Origin of the sequence: Jatrophihabitans sp. (assembly GCF_036000465.1) — a bacterium.
Classification (GTDB): Bacteria; Actinomycetota; Actinomycetes; order Mycobacteriales; family Jatrophihabitantaceae; genus Jatrophihabitans.
Genome location: NZ_DASYFV010000070.1, coordinates 41527 through 59412, shown reverse-complemented (window position 1 = coordinate 59412; position 17886 = coordinate 41527). Strand labels below are relative to the sequence as shown.

Below are 17886 nucleotides of genomic sequence, written 5' to 3'. Positions count from 1 at the left end.
AGCCCCAATCCGTTCTTGACGCTCGGCAAGCTCGTGGCCGCCCTCGTGGCAGCGGGCGTGCTGGTGGCCGGGCTCGCGCTGCCCTACGTCGGAGGGCTCGGCCTGGTGGCCGGCCACGAGGCCGACCGGTTCCGGGACACCGCATGCAACCTGCAGGAGAGCAAGCCGCCGCAGCGCACCACCCTGTACGCGAAGGACGGCAAGACCCAGATCGCCACCCTGTTCAGCCAGGACCGCCAGCCGGTGTCGCTGAAGGACATCCCCCAGTCGGTGCAGGACGCCCTGGTCGCCACCGAGGACCGCCGCTTCTACAGCCACCACGGCGTCGACATGCGCGGCCTGCTGCGCTCGGCCGTCAGCACCAGCAGCGGCGACACCCAGGGCGGGTCGACGCTGACGATGCAGTACGTCAAGCAGATCCGGTACTACCAGGCCGGCGACAACGTGGCGAAGCAGCAGGCGGCCATCGACCAGAACCTGCAGCGCAAGATCGAGGACGCGAAGTGCGCCCTCTACATCGAGGGCACCCTGCACGAGTCCAAGGGCACGATCCTCACCAACTACCTCAACATCGCCTTCTTCGGCGAGCACGCCTACGGCATCGAGACCGCGGCCCAGACCTACTTCAACAAGCCGGCCAAGAACCTGACCCTCGGCGAGGGTGCCCTGCTGGTCGGCATGCTGCGCGCGCCGTCGGCCTACGACCCGTTCCTGAACCGCGCGGCCGCGAAGGAACGCCGCGACCAGGTGCTGCAGAACCTCGTCGACGTCGGCAAGCTCCCCCAGGCCGAGGCCGACCGCCAGATGGCGCTGCCGATCCAGCTCGCCACCGACGCCCCGCCGCAGGTGAAGCAGGGCTGCGCCAACGCGTCCACGACCGTCCTCAATGCCGCGTTCTTCTGCGAATACACCCGCAACTGGCTGGAGACGGTCAACAAGATCTCCGACAGCGAGCTGCAGACCGGTGGCCTGAAGATCGTCACCACGCTCGACCCGGCGATCCAGAACAGCGCGCAGTCCCGGATCGACAAGTTGATCCCGGCGAAGTCGCCGATGACCTCGGTGCTGCCGGTGGTCGACCCGCGGTCGGGCGACATCCTGGCCATGGCCACCAGCAAGCGCTACGGCACCGGCCCGGGCGAGACCGAGCAGCCGGTGTTCACCAGCCACGTCTCGCCCTCGGCGTCGACGTTCAAGCTGTTCCCGCTGCTCACCGCGCTCGAGACGGGCGTGCCGACGACGTGGCAGCTCGAGACCGTCGGCAACAGCGGCAGCTACACGACGCAGAACTGCGCGGTGAAGAGCAAGTCGAGCAACGGTGACGCCGACGAGAGCTACAACCTCAACGAATCCCTCCGCTCGGCCACGGTCAAGTCGTCCAACACGTTCTTCGTCGGCTTCGCCGACCAGTTCCTCGGCTGCAAGCTGGACCCGATGATCACGCTGGCGCAGAAGCTCGGCATCAGCAGCCTGGGCCAGCCGGGTGACCTGCAGAAGCTCACGCTGGGCCAGGAGATCAACGCCCAGCAGCAGGCCCAGCGCTTCGTGCTCGGCAGCGTGCCGGCCAGCCCGCTGGAGATGGCCGGCGCCTACGCCGCGATCGCCAACGACGGCCGCTTCTACGCCCCCGCGCCGGTCTCGTCCATCACCGACAGCAACGGCCAGGCGCTGCCGGTGCGGCGCACCGCCGGCGTCCAGGTCGTCGCCCCGCAGGTGGCGCGGCAGGCGGTCGACATCCTGACCGGTGACACCCAGGGTGACGGCACGTCGTACCAGGCGTTCCAGAGCTGGTACTCCGACGGCCACAGCGTCGTCGCCGGCAAGACCGGCACGGTCGGTGCGGTCGATTCCCGCGGGCGGCCGAGCGACAAGAACGCCTCGATCTGGTTCGTCGGCATGACGCCGAACCTCGTCGCCACCAGCGCTCTGATCAACTTCGACTACCCGTTCCGCGCCGCCACCGGTCTTCCCGGCATCAAGGACGGCACCGCGTACGGCAAGTACGCGTCGTCGATCTGGGTGAACGCGCTCGGCACCACGCTGGGGAACCAGACCTGGAGCTGGAAGTCGCCCGACTCCGTGCCCGGGAACGACGTCCCGTACATCCTCGGCCAGACGATCGACGACGCGAAGCGCACGCTCGCGCAGGCGAACTTCGGCCTGCGTCTGCTCACCGGCAGCAGCACCGACCTCTGCCCGAGCGACCAGCCGCTCGACACCGTCGGCTACTACGGTCCGACCCGCGCCCCGGCCGGCTCCCTGGTCACGGTCTGCCTCAGCACCGGCAAGTCGCAGCCGGTGTACGTCCCGAAGCCGGTCTACGTGCCGCCGCCACCGAGGTCGAGGGGGCCGGCGCCGCATGGCTCCTCGTCGGTGCCGAACCCGAGCCCGTCCCTGCCGGCCCCGCCCACCCGCACGAAGTCGCACGGCCCGGGCCACTGATCGCCGGTCAGGCGAGCTGGCGGCGCACCTCGTCGCTGACCCGCCTGCCGTCGGCCCGGCCGGCCACCCGCGGCTGCACGACCTTCATCACCGAGCCCATGGCCTGCGGGCCGGAGGCACCGGTCTCGGCGACCGCCGCGCGGACCAGTTCGACGAGCTCGTCGTCGCCGAGCTGGGCCGGCAGGTAGCGCTCGAGGACGCCACCCTCGGCCCGTTCGCGGGCCGCCAGCTCGGTGCGGTGCGCGGCGTCGAACGCCTCGGCGGCCTCGCGGCGCTTCTTGCCCTCGCGGGCGAGGACCTTCTGCACCTCGTCGTCGGAGAGCTCGCGGGCGGTCTTGCCCGCGACCTCCTCGGTCGTGACGGCCGCGAGCACCATGCGCAGCGTTGCGGTGGTCAGCTCGTCGCGAGCCTTCATCGCAGTGGTGAGGTCGGCGTGCAGTCGCGCCTTCAGTTCGGCCATGGTCGCAACGGTACCGACGCGACGGCAACGGATTGCCGCCGCTGAGCGCCGCCGCGTCGGGGTGCGGTCGTTACGTACTCTGGCCGGATGAACACCGCCGGCCGCCTGACCGCCACCGTCGGCGCCGCCGGCGTCGGCTGCCTGCTCTACGGCGGCCTCGTCGAGCGCAATGCGTTCACGCTGCGCCAGTTCGACGTGCCGGTGCTCGCCGAGGGCGCGGCGCCGCTGCGCATCCTGCACGTGTCCGACCTGCACATCACCGCGCGGCAGGCGCGCAAGCACGCCTGGATCCGCGACCTCGCCCGGCTCGAGCCCGACCTCGTCGTCAACACCGGCGACACGCTCTCGGCCGCCGACGCGATCCCGGCCGTCATGCACTCGCTCGAACCGCTGCTCGCCTTTCCCGGCGTGTTCGTGCCGGGCAACAACGACTACTACGCGCCGAAGCCGAAGAACCCGGTGCGCTACTTCTTTCCCGAGTCGAACCGGGTGCACGGCGAGCGGCTGCCCTGGCCCGAACTGGCCCGCGCGATGGCGGCCGGGGGCTGGACCGACCTGACCCATGTCCGCACCGTGCTCGAGGCCGCCTCGACCAAGGTGGCCTTCGCCGGCACCGACGACCCGCATCTGCGCAAGGCCCGCTACGAGCGCATCGCCGGGCCGGCCGAACCCGCCGCCGGGGTGCGCATCGGGGTCACGCACTCCCCCGAGCCCGCGCTGCTGGAGGCCTTTGCCCGGGACGGCTACGACCTGCTGCTGGCCGGGCACACCCACGGCGGCCAGATCCGCGTTCCGTTCGGCCCGGCGATCGTCACGAACTGTGGCATCGATCGCCGCCGGGCCCGCTGGCTGCACCAGTGGGACGGCGGCATGTACTTCCACATCTGCTCCGGCCTGGGCACCAACCCCTACGCGCCGGTGCGCTTCTGCTGTCGCCCCGAGGCCACCCTGCTCACCCTCGTCCCGCGCGGAGGCCGTGGCTGAACCCGTTCCGGGCACCGGTTATGCTGGAGCGGTTGCACTTCGGGGTGTGGCGCAGCTTGGTAGCGTGCTTCGTTCGGGACGAAGAGGCCGCAGGTTCAAATCCTGTCACCCCGACAGATTCCGCTGATCGCGATGCGTCGATCGGGCCCTGGTGCCGTCAGCCGTTCCGGGTGCTGTTCAGCCAGCCGAACAACACTCGGCGCCCCTCCGCATGCAGCACACCGGCCTGTTCGACGTCGCGGGCGAGACCTCCACGATCGGACTCCGGCGACGGTGTCGGCAGCTCGGCGGCGAGCGAGGCGAGGCGAGCCCGGACGTCGGAGGGGATCAGCGGGCGTCGACCCACTGCTGCGAGCATGAGGTGCGGCCGCTCCAGTTCGTAGCGGGCCTGCGCGATCTGGTGGAGCGCCTCGCTCCCCGTCACGGTCGTGCGGCCCGGGATGTCGGACATGTCGGCAGTCACGCGGTTTGAATCGGTTGCCTCGAGACGATCTTGAGGAAGGCTGCGCTACTCGACCGTCACCGACTTCGCGAGGTTCCGCGGCTTGTCCACGTCGAGGCCCAGGGTGACCGCGGCGTGATAGGCGAGTAGCTGCAGCGGGATCGTCATCAGGATCGGATCGAGTTCCGGCTCGCTCTTGGGCACGACCACAGTCGGCGCGCCCTCGATGCCGACGTCGACCCCAGGGTGGGTGACCGCCACGACCGGGCCGCCCCGTGCGGCGATCTGCTGCACGGCCGCGCGGTTGCGGTCCAGCAGCGCGTCGTCCGGCAGGATCGCGACCGTCGGCAGCGAGGCGTCGATCAGGGCCAGCGGACCGTGCTTGAGTTCGCTCGCCGGGTAGGCCTCGGCGTGCCGGTAGGAGATCTCCTTGAACTTCTGCGCTCCCTCCCGCGCGACCGGGTAGCCCTGCACCCGCCCGACGAAGAACAGGCTCGAGGCGGCGGCGAGATCCGCGGCCACCTCGGCGATCCGCTGCTCCTCGGCCAGGATCTGCCCGATCTGCTCCGGCAGGGCCCGCAGACCGGCGACGATGCGCCCGCCGTCGGCGAAGGAGAGGTCGCGCACGCGGCCGAGCATCAGGGCGACGAGCGCGAATGCGACCGCCATGTTCGTCAGCGCCTTGGTCGAGGCGACCGCGACCTCGGGGCCGGCGTGCAGGTACAGCCCGCCGTCGACCTCCCGGGCGATCGAGGATCCGGCGACGTTCACCAACCCGACGACGCGTCCGCCCTTCCGCTTGATCTCGCGCACCGCGAAGGCGGTGTCGGCGGTCTCGCCCGACTGGCTCACCACGATGTAGAGCGTGTCGGGCTCGATGATCGGGTTGCGGTAGCGGAACTCCGACGCCGCCTCGGCGTCGGCCGGGACGCGTGCGAGTTCCTCGATGAGCCCGGCGCCGAGCTGGCCGACGTAGTACGCCGAGCCGCAGCCCAGGATCTTCACCCGGCGGAACTCGCGCAGCTCGCGCGCGCTCAGGTTGAGGCCGTCGAGGCGGGCGGTGCCGAACCGGTCGTCGAGCCGCCCGCGCAGCACGCTCTCGACCGCGGCCGGCTGATCGTGCATCTCCTTGTGCATGAAGTGCGCGTGGTCGCCGAGCTCGATGCCCTCGACGGCGAGGTCGACGTCGGTCGGGGTCCGGGCGGTGTCCGACTCCTCGCGGGTGAAGGTGCGGAACGAGTCCGCGGTCACCGTGGCCAGTTCGCCGTCGTCGAGCATGACGACGGACGACGTGTGCCGCACGATCGCGCTCAGGTCGCTGGCGACGAACATCTCGTGATCGCCGACGCCGATGATCAGCGGCGACCCGTTGCGGGCCAGGACGAGGCGATCGGGGTGCTGGGCGTCGAGGACGACGACCGCGTAGGTGCCGGTGACCCGGGCCAGCGCATCGAGAACGGCGGCCTCCGGCGTGTCCGCCCGGGCCCGGGCGATCAGCTGCGCGATCACCTCGGTGTCGGTCTCCGAGGCGAACGCGACGCCGGCGGCCTCGAGTTCGGCCCGTAAGGCCGCCGCGTTGTCGATCATGCCGTTGTGCACCACGCTGATGCGTCCGTCGGCGCTCGTCTGCGGGTGCGCGTTCGCCTCGATCACCGAGCCGTGGGTGGCCCAACGGGTGTGCCCGATGCCGGTGCGACCGGACAGCCGTTTCGGCAGGGACGCCTCGAGGTCGCGTACCCGTCCGACGCGGCGGAAGATCCGCGTCCCGCGCTCCGAGCCGACCGCGATCCCGGCCGAGTCGTAGCCGCGGTACTCCAGCCGGGCCAGGCTCTCCAGGACGATCGGGACGGCGTTCTGCCGTCCGACGTAGCCGACGATTCCGCACATGGTGGTGCTCTCATTTCTCTCGGTGGGCTCTGTTCGCTCGGTGGGCTCAGCCGTAGACGATGCGGCGGAGCTGGCGTTCGGTCAGGGACGGCGCCGCCACCACCCGCTCGGCGAGCTCGGCCGCGATCGCCCGGAAGATCTCCGGGTTGTGCTGCCCGCGCAGGCGCAGTTCGCCGTGCCGGCGGACCACGTAGGACTCGACGCTCTCGCGGTACCAGGCGAGGACGTCGTCGACGACGCGGGCCGCCTCACCCGGCGCGAGCCCGGTCGACGCGGCGACGCGTTCGACGAGCGGACGATCGATCACCCGGCCACGATGCCCGTCCCGCCCGTCTGGTTGCAACTATCTGCCCGAATTCGGGCAGGATTCACCCGTAGGTCGGCGCACGGTCGCCGCCGGCTCCGGATCGCGACCTGGAACGATGGCGGCATGACCGACGAAAGGGCCATGCTGCTCGACCACCTGCGCTCGGGGCGCCGCCACGTGCTCGGCGCGCTGGACGGCCTCGACGACGCCGCGCTGCACCGGCCGGTGCTGCCGAGCGGGTGGAGCGCGTTGGGTCTCGTCCAGCACCTGACCGTCGACGTCGAGCGCTTCTGGTTCGGTGCCGTACTCACCGGCGAGCCGGCGGCGATCGCGCAGCTCGACTCGCGCACCGACACCGGCGTGTGGCACGTGCCGGCCGATGCGGCGGCCGCGCCGATCCTCGCCGCGTACCGCGAGGCGGCCGAGCGTTCCGACGCGGCCGTGGCCGCGACCGATCTCGACGCCGAGCCCGCGTGGTGGCCGCGGGAGCTGTTCGGCGACTGGCGACTCGAGAACGCGCGCGATCTGCTGCTGCACGTCATCGTCGAGACCTCGACCCACGCCGGGCACCTCGACGCCGCCCGCGAGCTGATCGACGGCAAGACCTGGCTGGTGCTCACCGAGTTCGACTGACGCCCCGTCGGTAGGTTGAGCGGGATGGATCGTTTCGCGTACCGCCCCTCGTTGGCGGAGCTGGCGGCGCTGATCCGGCAGCGGGCCCCGCGTGATCGCCCCGGCGTGGTGGCGATCTCGGGATACGGCGGCAGCGGGAAGACGACCCTCGCCGACGCGCTCGGCGAGATGCTGGGAACCTCGGTCGTCGGCATCGACGAGTTCGCCACTGCCGAAGCGATCACCCGGTCGCCGGACTGGTCCGGGCTCGACCGGCAGCGGCTCGCCACGCAGGTCCTCGAGCCGGTCCGCGGCGGCGCTACCGGCATCACCTACGACAGCTGCAACGACTGGCTGACGTGGTGCACCGAGCCGGTCACGCGGGCCGTCGGGTCCGGCCTGATCGTCGAGGGCATCGGGCTGCTCCACCCCGAACTGCTGCCGTTGCTGGACACCACGATCTGGCTCGACGTCGACCTCGACACCGCCACAGCTCGCGGAGTGGCCCGCGCGGTGGCCCGCGGCGTGCTCGAGACCGAACTGTGGACCGACGTGTGGGGCCCGAACGAGCGCGACTTCGCCCGGCGATTCGCTCCTCGCGGGCTCGCCGACATCCTGGTCACGTCGGGCGGGACCGACCCGGACGGGACGTGAGACGCCCATGAACGTGGGATCCCTGACGTCGCCCACCCGGCGGCTGCTCGTCGCCGTCGCCGCGCTCGTGCTGGTGGCCGCCATCGCCGTCGTGGCGATGATCGGGCCCGGCTCCGGATCGAGCCCGTCGATCGGCGGGGTCGCGTCCGACCGCCCGGCCACCGTCCCGGTCGGCAGCGGCGTCAGCCTCGCCGCCGAGATCATCACGCCGCGGGGCCGCGGGGCGCACCCGCTCGTGGTGATGCCGGCGAGCTGGGGGCAGCCCGCGACCGAGTACCGCGCCGTCGGCCGCGCGCTCGCGTCGAGCGGCTACCAGGTCGTGGCCTACGCCCAGCGCGGCTTCGCGACGTCGACGGGCGCGGTCGACTTCGCCGGCCCGGCCACACAGCGCGACGCGAGCACCGTGATCACCTGGGCCCTCGCCCACACCCCGGCCGACCGGAGCCACATCGGCCTGCTCGGCATCTCCTACGGCGCCGGCATCTCGCTGCTGGCCGCCGCGCACGACCGACGGATCCGCGCCGTCGCCGCGCTCAGCACGTGGTCCGACCTCGCCGCGTCGTTCGATCCGCAGTCGACGCCGAGCGTTCTCGGCCTGCGCCTGCTGCTCGGGGCAGCACCGGGCACGCTGCGACTGGCCCCCGAGGTCGAGCACCTGCGCCAGACCCTGGCCGACGACCCGGCCGCCGTCGGCGACGTGATCCGCGCGATGTCCCCCGCGCGCTCACCGCTGACCTACGTCGCCCAGCTGAACGCCAACCGGCCGGCGATCCTGCTGGCGAACGCGTACGAGGATTCGCTGTTCGGGCCGGGCCAGCTCGTCACCCTGTTCAACCGGCTCACCGGTCCCAAACGGTTACAGCTCGCCCCGGGCGATCACGCCGGGCCGGAACTCGGGGCCCTCTTCGGCCGGCCCGACACCACGATGGACGACGCCCGGGCCTGGCTCGACCACTACCTGCGCGGTCGGGCCGGCCGGGCGCACGGGGCGAGCCCGATCGAGCTGCGCGACGTCGTGACCGGGGCGGTCCACCGGTTCAGCACGTGGCCGACGTCCCCGGCGACGCTCCGACCGGTCGATCTGCCCGCCACGCTCGCCGCCGGATCGGACAGCGTCGCCACGAGCGGCCCGACGCAGTTCTTCACGTTCCGCCCGTACGTGCCGCCGCAGATCACGACGCGGGAGCTCACGCCCGACCGGGCGGCGCTCTGGACGGGGCCGACGACCGCTCGCCCGAGCGTCGTCGCCGGAAGCGTGCGGGTGCGGATGCGGATCGAGAGCCCGAGCGCCGGCGCGGCCAGCGTGTACGCCTACCTCTACGACGTCGACGAGCGCGGGACGGGACGGCTGATGACCTGGCAGCCCGTGACGGCGACCGGACTCACGCCGGGCCGGCCGCGGGATCTCGATCTCGCCCTGCCGCCGGTGGCCTGGACCGTCGCGCGCGGGCATCACCTGCTGCTGGTCGTCGACCGGGCCGACCCCCGGTTCCAGTCAGCGGTGCCGGCGCCCGCAGAGGTCGTCGTCGAATCGGCGGGGTGAGCGCCGGCTCACGAACAGGCCTGGCTGAAGGTCTGCACCGAGATCGGCGTGACGCCGGGTTGCCGCCACACGACCGGCGGCCCCTGTCCGGGCGGCTCGGTGAAGTGCAGCACGATCTGCCGGGTGCGGCCGCGGGGCAGCTGCACGTCCAGCCGCGCCACGGTGAAGCCCGAGACGTCCTGGACGGCGGCGGTCGCGCGCTGCCGGTCGACCGTGACGCCCTGCAGCAGGGCGCCCTCGGTCGCGTAGTAGTCGAGGATGATGTGACTGTCGCCGGGCCGGGCGCCCGGTGGCGGGGTGTCCAACCGGTCGGTCACGTAGCTGGGCAGCCCGCTCGCGGGAGCGTCGTTGGTGAGCTGGACGGTGGCGACGACGTCGCGCGTCGGCCCGCAGCCGGTACGGGCGTAGGTCACCGACCGCTGCAGGTAGTAGTCCAGCTTGCCCGCGGCCGCGTTGTTCACGATGACGCCGGAGAACGGCGGGGCCCCCGCCGGCAGCGCCCCCGAGAACCCGGTCTCGCGGATGCGCGCCTCGATGCCGTCGTCCCGGTTCCAGACGAGCAGCCGCTGCTGCTCGGCCGACAGGCTGGCCGCGCGCACGAGCAGCACGGGGTTCCCGACACCGCTGGTCACCCGGTGGGCCACGGCCCGCAGGATCGCAACCAGGTAGTTCTTGCGCGCGAGGTTGTCGGCGAAGAGGGCGTAGTTGTCGCGCTGGGTGAGGGCCACGACGTTGTCGGCGCTGACGACTCCGCGGCCCGGACCGATCGACACCGGACCGGTCACGGCCAGGAAGTTGGCCAGCGCGGTCGGGTCGAGCGCGATCACGCTGTCGACGTGCTGCCCGGTCGTCCGCTGCCACATCGCCGCCCAGATCTGCGCCGCGTAGCGGAAGTCCGGGCTCACGTTCGAGTCGGCGAAGGTCGTCGTCGGCAGCGAGGGTCCGTACAGCGCGTCGTACTGCGTCCCGAAATCGAGACCGGTCCTGATCTGCTGCAGCGGGTTGGGCGGCATGAGCGCGGAGTCGCTCTCGAAGCGGTCGAAGTGGATCACCCCGTGGTTCACCGTGGCGATGGCGAAGGCGCCGGGCAGGCCGCCGGTGCCCCGCGCCTCGGCCTCGTTCTGCAGCCCGATGAAGACCCGTTGCGGATGGTCGCGGCCGAGCATCGGCGGCAGGACGTCGGCCACCCGCGCCGCGGCGTCGACGTAACCCCGAATGGCGCGCAGCTCCTGGGTGAAGCGCACCCGGTAGTCGTCGACGGCGCCGAGCCAGGTCCGGGAGGGGAGCCGGCCGACCTCGTCGCTGACGCGGGCGAGGGACGCGGCTGCCGCCGTCAGCCGCGGCCGCGAGCGCACGAGATTGTCGATCCGGACGGTGTCTCCCGCCGACCGCAGCGACGCCGGATCGACCTCCGTCGCGACGTCGAGCAGTTGGGGGACGACCTGGCTGCCGACCCGATCGACGGCGACGGTCGTGCCGCGGACCACGTCGGCGGGCGAGCCCAGCACCGGCACATGGGCGGCGACCCACCAGGCCGGTCCCGAGGTCAGCTGACGGATGTGCGCGGCAGCCGCGGGCACCGACCGGGCCACCGCCCGCGCGTCGGCGATCCGGCCCTCGGCGACCAGGTTGCGGACCGCCGCGATTCGGCCCTCGAGCCGGGCGAGATCCCGCTTCGCGACCAACCCCGTGACGACGATCCAGGCCAGGCCCAGACCGACCAGGAGCAGGACGAGCTTGGCGAGGTTCCGGGTGAGCTGCATGGCCCGCGTGTCGTAGCGCAGCCGCCGCCACCGGCGGCGCAGGGCACGGCGGGCCCTGCTCACCGCCGAGGACACGAGGGGCTCATCTCAGGGCCGACACCTACGGCGCCAGCGAGGCCTTGACCTCGTCGTGGATCCAGCGGTAGGTGCGCTCGAGCCCGTCGACCAGAGTGGTCGACGGCTCCCAGCCGTAGCGCTGCAGGATCTCGGTGTTGTCGCTGCTGCGCCCGCGCACGCCCTGCGGCGCGCTCAGGTCGTGACTGCGCTCGACCGTGATGCCGGCGATCTTCTCCACGATGTCGACCATCTGGTTGATCGAGACGAGTTCGCTGCTGCCCAGGTTCACCGGGGTCGGGTCGTCGGCAGCCGTGATCATGCGGGTGCCGCGCACGCAGTCGTCGATGTACATGAAGGTGCGGGTCTGCTCGCCGTCGCCCCAGATCTCGATCCGGTGCTCGCCGGTGATCGCGGCGACGGCGATCTTGCGGCAGATGGCCGCGGGGGCCTTCTCCCGCCCGCCGTCCCACGTGCCGTGCTCGCCGTAGACGTTGTGGTAGCGCGCGACGCGCGTCTGCACGCCGTAGTCCTCGAGGAAGTGGCGCGCCATCCTCTCGCTGAACAGCTTCTCCCAGCCGTAGCCGTCCTCGGGCATCGCCGGGTACGCGTGCGACTCGCGCAGCGCGGTCACGTCGGGCGAGGTCTGGTGCTCGGCCGCGTAGACGCAGGCCGAGGACGCGTAGAAGTAGCGCTCGGCGCCGGCGTCGCGGGCGGCCTGGAGGACGTGCGTGCTGGTCAGGACCGACAGCATGCAGGCGGCCTTGTTGTTCTCGATGAAGCCCATGCCCCCCATGTCGGCGGCCAGGTTGTAGACGACACGGGCACCCTCGGCGGAGCGGCACGCCGTCTCCAGCAGCGACACGTCGCCGCGCCGGTTCTCGGCGTCGGGGTGCTCCTGGTACCAGAAGTCGACCGGCTTGATGTCGACCGCGCGCACGGACAGCCCGTCCCGCAACAACGCGCCGACCAGATGGCCACCGATGAAGCCACCGGCACCGGTGACGAGAGCGTCGACTGAGGTCACGTGAGTTCCTTTGGGATGGGGTGGAGGAGGACGGTCCGGGGGGAACCGCCTTCAGGAGGAGACGGTTTCCTTCTTGCCGCGCAGCCGAGCCGGGGTGCGCTTGGAGTGCGCGGCCGACTTCTCGGTGTCGGCGCGGTAGTAGGTGTAGCCGTACTCGCTGCCGCGGCCACCCGGGACGCGGTTGAGCACGACGCCGAGCAGGTTCGCATCGACCCGGGTGAGGGCTTCCTTCGCGCGCTTGACCTGCCCGTCGGTGGTCAGCCGGTGCCGGGCGACCAGCAACGTGCCGTCGGCCAGGGCGGCGACCTCGGAGCCGTCGGCCACCGGCAGCAGCGGCGCGGTGTCGATGATGACGTAGTCGACCTTGTCGAGCAGCGAGCGGATCACCGTCCGCACGTAGGACGACGCCAGCACCTCGCTCGGGTTCGGCGGTGTCGGTCCCGAGCTCAGCAGGTACAGGTTCGACCCCGCGCTCTGCAGGGCCTCGTCGAGGTCGAGCTGGTGGATCAGCACGCTCGTCAGGCCGACCGGGCTGGGTAGCCCGAGCAGCTTGGCCACCGTCGGGCGGCGCAGGTCTGCGTCGACGAGGCACACTGTGAAGCCGGCCTCGGCCAGGGTCGAGGCCAGGTTCATCGCGACCATCGTCTTGCCCTCGGTCGGGATCGAGCTGGTCACGGCGATCACCCGGGGGTGCGCGTCGACGTTCGCGAACTGCAGGTTGGCCCGGAGCTGGCGGAAGTTCTCGGCCCGGATGTTGCGGGTACCCGCCCGCGTGGCGATCGGGTGACGCGCGGCCTTCTGGTCGTCGACGATCACGCCCATCGTGGGCACGCCCGCGGCGGCCGCGAGCTGGTCGGCCTCCTTGATCCGGTTGTCCAGGACGTCGCGGGCCACGGCCAGCGCGACCCCGAAGAGGAGACCGAGGATGACGCCGAGGGCGACGTTCAGCGTGAGGTTCGGCGAGATGGGCGCCGCCGGGGCCACCGCCCGGTCCGTGACGAACAGCCGGACGGCCGATTTGCCCGAGTCGGTCGGCCGCTTGAGGTCCTCGATGACCCGGATGAACTCCGTCGCCGTCTGGTTCGCGATCGCGGCGGCCGTGTCGGGCGAGCCGTCCTGGACGTGGATGATCACGAGCGTCTGCTGCGGGGGTGCGGTGGCGCTGATCTTGGCCGCCAGCTGCTGCTCGCTCAGCGCCAGGTTCAGGTTCGTCCGCACCGCGTCGACGATCTGCGGGATGTTCACCAGCTGGGAGAAGGTGGTGACCTGCGCCTGCGTCGCGGCCTGCTCGTCGTACTGGCCGGTCGAGGCCCGGTCGCCGTTCGACGTGACGAAGATCTGCGCGTCGGCCTGGTAGACCTTCGGCGTCGCCGCGGTGATGAGCACGGCCAGCCCGAGCGACAGCAGCAGGACGAGGGCCAGCAACCGCCAACGCTCCCGAAGAGCGCGCTGGTACGAGCGGAGAGTCACGTGTTGCCCTTCTTCGTACGCCCGGCGGCGTGACGACAGTCCGAGGACCGCGAGAACCGCCTAGGACGTCGCTCGACGGTCCGATGACGCCGCGGGGGCGACACCGTCAACCACACGCTTCAACGAGCGAACGTCGAGAAGGATGTCCGAGGAAACACCGAGTCCCGCGCGACGCGGACTCGTGCGCCCCTCGCCCACGAGATAGCGGTAGGACAATCCGGGCACGGTGGCGGCGAGCTTCCAGTAACAGCCCTGGACGAAGTCGGGCGCGAAGAGTTCGACGACCGCGGCGCCGGCTGAGGCGAAGGTGAGATTGGCCAGCGCGGCCCCGTGGGGCGCGACGATCAGCTCGGCCTCGGCGAACGTGCGGATCTGCTCGGCCACGGTCAGCGCGGACGGGTCGACCACCTGCACGTCGTACGCCGCCAGCGCCGCGAGGACCTCGTCCTCGTTGAGGACGATGCGGTTGTGACGTTGCCGGCCGCGGGTCACGTAGATGCAGCGACCGGGCACGGCCGCGACCTCGGCCGGCAGCAGCCGCTCGCGAAGCGCGTCGGTGGCCCACGCGGGGTGACCGAGGTCCAGGTCGGGCAGCGCCGGGACGACCAGCCGTCGCGCCTGCAGGTGCGGTGCGGCATCGCTGTCGATGATGCGGTCCCCGTCGATGCCGGCGAGCGCGGCGAGATCCCGCTGGAAGCGGGTGGTCTGCGGCAGGTAGTAGCGGTCGATCGCCGGGGCGTCGCGCCACCGCTCGAGCACCGACAACCGCGCGATCACGTCGTGCAGGAAGTGGTAGTAGTTGCCGTCGCCGCGCGACGCCAGGACGGCCACGACGTCGTCCTGCACCTGCGGGCCGTCGACGCGCGGGTGCAGGAACATCGGGTGCTCGCGCGCGCGGGTCGTGCCGAAGTAGCGCACGAGCCCGTGCAGGAACGTGCCGTCACCGCTGATCACCGCTCGGTGCGGGCCGAGCACGCGGCCGTCCGGCAGGTCGACGACGACCTGCTCCGCGAAGTCCGCGTGCGCCTCGCGGAGCAGGGGCGGCGGCGGTTGCGGCACGCCTGCCGGCGGCGGGCGGTCGACCGAGGTCGCCGGCCCGACCACGTGCACGCGCACCGAGGCGTCCCCGGCCGCGGCCGCGGCAACGGTGTCGGCGCAGCGCAGCGGCAGGTGACCGTGACGGCGGCGGCTGAGCCGCATCGACGCGCCGGCGACGCCGCGGGTCGCGAGGGTGTAGGCGCGTTTCCCGTAGGGCCAGAACGGTCGCAGGGCCGGCGGGAGTCGGGGCAAGGTCGGTCAGCCCCGCCGCTCGAGCCAGGCCGTCCCCTGGGCCGGGTTCTCGACCTCCTCCGCGGTCACGACGAGGCCCTGCTCGGCGAACCACGCCCGCAGCTCGGGCCAGGTGTGGTCCGGGTGCGGGTGGTACTCGAGCACGATGCGCTGCACGCCGGCCCAACTGTCCGGCGAGGAACCGAGGACGAGTTCGTACTCGCCTCCTTCGCAGTCCATCTTGACGACCTCGGCGACGCCGCCGAGTTCCTCGACGATCGCGTCGAACGTGGTGGTGCGCACGGTCACCCCGCTGCCGCCGGAGTCAGGGTCCACGATGCTGTTGAGGGCGCTGCCACCGCCGTTGTCGGCCAGCACCGCGGCACCGGTGCGCGCGCCCACGGCCAGCTCGTGCACCACCACCCGATCCTCGAAGTTGTTCGTCCACACGTTGCGCCTCAGGAAACCGGCCGTCGTCGGGGACGGCTCGAAGCACCGCAGCCGCGCCCTGGGCGCCTTCGCCGCCAGCTGGCAGGCGAACGCGCCGATGTGCGCGCCGATGTCGACGACGCCGATCGGCTCGCCGAGGAACGGGGCGAGGAAGGTGTCGATGCGGTAGCAGTCCTCGGCGAACACCTCGTACACCGGAACCCGCGCGCCCGGAACGTTCGGGCAGGAGATCGTCAGCCCGTTCCGCGTCGTGAACGACAGGGACTCGTGACGCGCGCGCGGATCGGCCAGCCCGCGCAGGACGGCCGGCCAGTTGGTGAAGGTTCGGGGGGTCTGCGCGATCCGGCGGACACGATGGGCGAGACTCGGCATCCGGCAATGATGCAACACAGGCCGGGCTTCGGCCTGCTGAATGTGATAACGCGCGACCCGCCGGGATTGCCTGTACCGTCGAACCGCCAGGAGCGGGCCGCCGGCCGCCCGCCTGACTGCCGGCCCGCCTGAACCAGGCCGCCCGATACCTCCGAGCGGGGCCCATTCGATGACGAGCAGACTTCGGTGACCAGCAGGACCATCCTCGACCCCCGGTCGCCGTCCGGCCCGGCCTTGCCGCCGGCGGCACCGCACAACACCGGGTTGGCCCGAGCGGCGGTCGTGACGACCTACCTGACCGCCGTCGCCACGCCGTGGAACGGATGGCTGTTCGGTGGTCTCCGGCTCGGTGACGTCCTGCTGCTGCTCGCCCTCCTGCTCTTCGCCGGCACCGACCTCGGCAACCCGTGGCCGAGACTGCCGGGGTGGGTGTGGGCCTTCGGCACGACCATCCTCGTCGTGACGGTGGCCCACGAGGTCATCCCGACCGATCCGCTCTTCCTCGCGCAGCGAGTGGTCGTCGACGCCGCCGGCCAGCGAACCATCGAGATCGCGACCAACCTGGGAGTGGGCGCCAAGTTCCTCGTGCCGATCGTCGCGATGCCGCTCATCTTCATGTTCGCCCAGCAGCACACCGCGAACGCGTTGCGGCGGTGCATGATCGGCTTCGCGACCGGCAGCGCGATCTCGGCCGGCCTCGCCGTCGCGCAGGTCCTCGGCGTGAGCAACCTGGCCACCACGCTCACCGGCGTCCTCGTGTCCACCGACCGGTCCGCCGGCCTGACGGTGCACCCGAACTTCCTCGCGACGACCTGCGTCATGGCGCTGCCGATGGCGCTGTGGCTGGCGGCGCGACCGACGCTGCGCGAGCGGCTGACCGGCAGCGCGTTGGCGGTTGCCCAGCTCGTCGGCGTCTACTCGTCGGGCTCGCGGGGCGGCGCGGCCATCATGGTGCTCGTGGCGCTCGGATCGTTCGTCCTGATCCCGGCGTACCGCCGGATCCTGCCGACGGTCAGCCTGCTGCTGGCCCTCGGGGCCGCCTTCGCGTTCGTGGCCCAGCCCGGCCTCGGCCGGGCTGTCCTCAAGGCCGTCCGGCTCGGCGGCGAGGACTCGTCGGTGACCGGCAGCGACCAGGTCCGCGCGGAGGTCGGTGCGCAGGGCATCCGCGATTTCAAGCACTCGCCGATCGACGGCGTGGGCCTGCAGGTGGCGGCCGAGGCCCACAACGTCTACATCCAGGCGATGGCGAGCGGCGGGCTGCTGCTGCTGGTCGGGCTGCTGATCTTCACCGTGGGTGGGCTCGTCCGCAGCGGTCGCCTGCTGCGGGAGCATCCCCTCGCTCCGCCGCTGTTCGTGGCGGCGTTCGGGGGGGCCGTGCTCGCGTCGCTCGAGAACAGCCTCACCGACCGGCTCGCCTACGTGCCTCTCGCGCTGTGCGCCGCGCTGAGCGCCGTGCCGGCGCTCTCCGCCGACGGCGATCCCCCGACCACCGACCCCATCGAGGACGGACGCGCTTGAGCGCCATCGGATTCCAGCTGCGACGGCTCCGCAACGCATGGTGGGGCAACGACCTGAGCGTGCTCCGCCGCCTCCAGCGGCAGGGACGCGTCGCCTACGGGACCGGCACCTACGGCGTGCCGACGATTCACACGTTCGACCACGACGCGACGCGCCTGATCGTCGGCAACTGGTGCTCGATCGGCGGCACCTACCTGCTGGGCGGCCAGCACGCGATCGATCACGTGACGACCTACCCGATGCGGATCAACCTCGGGATGGAGGGCGCCGGCACCGACGGCAGCCCGGCCTCACGCGGCGACATCGTCCTGGGCTCGGACGTGTGGACGGGCTACGGCTGCTGGATCATGAGCGGCGTGACGATCGGCCACGGTGCCGTCGTCGCGACCGGTGCCGTGGTCACGAAGGACGTCCCGCCGTTCGCCGTGGTCGGCGGCACCCCGGCCAAGATCATCCGGTACCGCCACACGGAGGAGCAGCGAGCGGCGCTGCTCGAGATCGGCTGGTGGGACTGGCCCGAGGACGAGGTCCGCGCCGCGGTGCCGCTGCTGGCCGCCCAGGACATCGACGCCTTCATCGAGCACGCCCGGGCGAAGCGGAACGTCCGCTCGGGTTCGTGACCCACGAGGGGT

The 17886-nt window shown here is 71.8% G+C and carries 16 protein-coding genes and 1 tRNA gene; 8 read left to right on the top strand and 9 right to left on the bottom strand.

All coding sequences use genetic code 11. The features are described 5' to 3' along the window. The first annotated feature begins 15 nt into the window (after positions 1 to 15). The gene (locus tag VGN18_RS19225; RefSeq protein ID WP_327541337.1) at positions 16 to 2442 is read left to right on the top strand and encodes a transglycosylase domain-containing protein; all 2427 of its coding nucleotides are present in this window, start codon (positions 16 to 18) and stop codon (positions 2440 to 2442) included. Positions 2443 to 2449: 7 nt separating this feature from the next. Here the strand turns inward: VGN18_RS19225 and VGN18_RS19220 are convergent, their stop codons facing one another. Then, entirely contained in the window at positions 2450 to 2902 is a 453-nt protein-coding gene (locus VGN18_RS19220; RefSeq protein ID WP_327541336.1) for a GatB/YqeY domain-containing protein, read from the bottom strand. An 87-nt stretch (positions 2903 to 2989) separates the two neighbouring features. Between VGN18_RS19220 and VGN18_RS19215 the strand changes: the two genes are divergently transcribed. Then, positions 2990 to 3886, top strand: a complete 897-nt coding sequence (locus VGN18_RS19215; protein WP_327541335.1) for a metallophosphoesterase — start codon at positions 2990 to 2992, stop codon at positions 3884 to 3886. Between the two features lie 40 nt (positions 3887 to 3926). Further along, a tRNA-Pro gene (locus VGN18_RS19210) sits at positions 3927 to 4000 on the top strand. A gap of 43 nt (positions 4001 to 4043) precedes the next feature. Here the strand turns inward: VGN18_RS19210 and VGN18_RS19205 are convergent. The 3 genes from VGN18_RS19205 to VGN18_RS19195 are packed head-to-tail and all read right to left on the bottom strand — an operon-like array spanning position 4044 to position 6522. Continuing rightward, positions 4044 to 4337 carry a hypothetical protein gene (locus VGN18_RS19205; RefSeq protein ID WP_327541334.1) on the bottom strand — a complete coding sequence of 98 codons (294 nt, stop codon included), beginning with the start codon at positions 4335 to 4337 and terminating at the stop codon, positions 4044 to 4046. 57 nt (positions 4338 to 4394) lie between these two features. Next, positions 4395 to 6215 (bottom strand): glutamine--fructose-6-phosphate transaminase (isomerizing), encoded by a 1821-nt coding sequence (gene glmS / locus VGN18_RS19200; protein WP_327541333.1) that lies wholly within the window; start codon positions 6213 to 6215, stop codon positions 4395 to 4397. Between the two features lie 46 nt (positions 6216 to 6261). After that, positions 6262 to 6522, bottom strand: a complete 261-nt coding sequence (locus tag VGN18_RS19195) for a hypothetical protein (protein WP_327541332.1) — start codon at positions 6520 to 6522, stop codon at positions 6262 to 6264. Between the two features lie 123 nt (positions 6523 to 6645). On the opposite strand from VGN18_RS19195, the gene VGN18_RS19190 reads away from it, so the two are divergent. From VGN18_RS19190 to VGN18_RS19180, 3 genes are read left to right on the top strand one after another with little or no spacing between them, the layout of a single operon-like run. After that, positions 6646 to 7155: a DinB family protein gene (locus VGN18_RS19190; RefSeq protein ID WP_327541331.1), complete on the top strand. Its 510-nt coding sequence runs from the start codon at positions 6646 to 6648 to the stop codon at positions 7153 to 7155. Between the two features lie 24 nt (positions 7156 to 7179). Beyond that, entirely contained in the window at positions 7180 to 7788 is a 609-nt protein-coding gene (locus VGN18_RS19185) for a hypothetical protein (protein ID WP_327541330.1), read from the top strand. Positions 7789 to 7795: 7 nt separating this feature from the next. Beyond that, positions 7796 to 9331 (top strand): alpha/beta fold hydrolase, encoded by a 1536-nt coding sequence (locus VGN18_RS19180; RefSeq protein ID WP_327541329.1) that lies wholly within the window; start codon positions 7796 to 7798, stop codon positions 9329 to 9331. A gap of 8 nt (positions 9332 to 9339) precedes the next feature. Here the strand turns inward: VGN18_RS19180 and VGN18_RS19175 are convergent, their stop codons facing one another. The 5 genes from VGN18_RS19175 to VGN18_RS19155 are packed head-to-tail and all read right to left on the bottom strand — an operon-like array spanning position 9340 to position 15736. Next, complete coding sequence (locus VGN18_RS19175; RefSeq protein ID WP_327541328.1) at positions 9340 to 11169, bottom strand: DUF4012 domain-containing protein; 1830 nt, start codon at positions 11167 to 11169, stop codon at positions 9340 to 9342. A gap of 25 nt (positions 11170 to 11194) precedes the next feature. Further along, entirely contained in the window at positions 11195 to 12175 is a 981-nt protein-coding gene (locus tag VGN18_RS19170) for an NAD-dependent epimerase/dehydratase family protein (RefSeq protein WP_327541327.1), read from the bottom strand. A 51-nt stretch (positions 12176 to 12226) separates the two neighbouring features. Then, the gene (locus tag VGN18_RS19165; protein ID WP_327541326.1) at positions 12227 to 13645 is read right to left on the bottom strand and encodes a polysaccharide biosynthesis tyrosine autokinase; all 1419 of its coding nucleotides are present in this window, start codon (positions 13643 to 13645) and stop codon (positions 12227 to 12229) included. Between the two features lie 60 nt (positions 13646 to 13705). Continuing rightward, positions 13706 to 14935, bottom strand: a complete 1230-nt coding sequence (locus VGN18_RS19160) for a glycosyltransferase family 61 protein (RefSeq protein WP_327541325.1) — start codon at positions 14933 to 14935, stop codon at positions 13706 to 13708. Between the two features lie 6 nt (positions 14936 to 14941). Next, the gene (locus tag VGN18_RS19155; RefSeq protein ID WP_327541324.1) at positions 14942 to 15736 is read right to left on the bottom strand and encodes an FkbM family methyltransferase; all 795 of its coding nucleotides are present in this window, start codon (positions 15734 to 15736) and stop codon (positions 14942 to 14944) included. Positions 15737 to 15922: 186 nt separating this feature from the next. On the opposite strand from VGN18_RS19155, the gene VGN18_RS19150 reads away from it, so the two are divergent. Beyond that, positions 15923 to 17254, top strand: a complete 1332-nt coding sequence (locus VGN18_RS19150; RefSeq protein WP_327541323.1) for a hypothetical protein — start codon at positions 15923 to 15925, stop codon at positions 17252 to 17254. Continuing rightward, positions 17251 to 17874: a CatB-related O-acetyltransferase gene (locus VGN18_RS19145; protein ID WP_327541322.1), complete on the top strand. Its 624-nt coding sequence runs from the start codon at positions 17251 to 17253 to the stop codon at positions 17872 to 17874. Before VGN18_RS19150 ends, VGN18_RS19145 begins: the two co-directional genes overlap by 4 nt. Positions 17875 to 17886 lie beyond the last annotated feature (12 nt).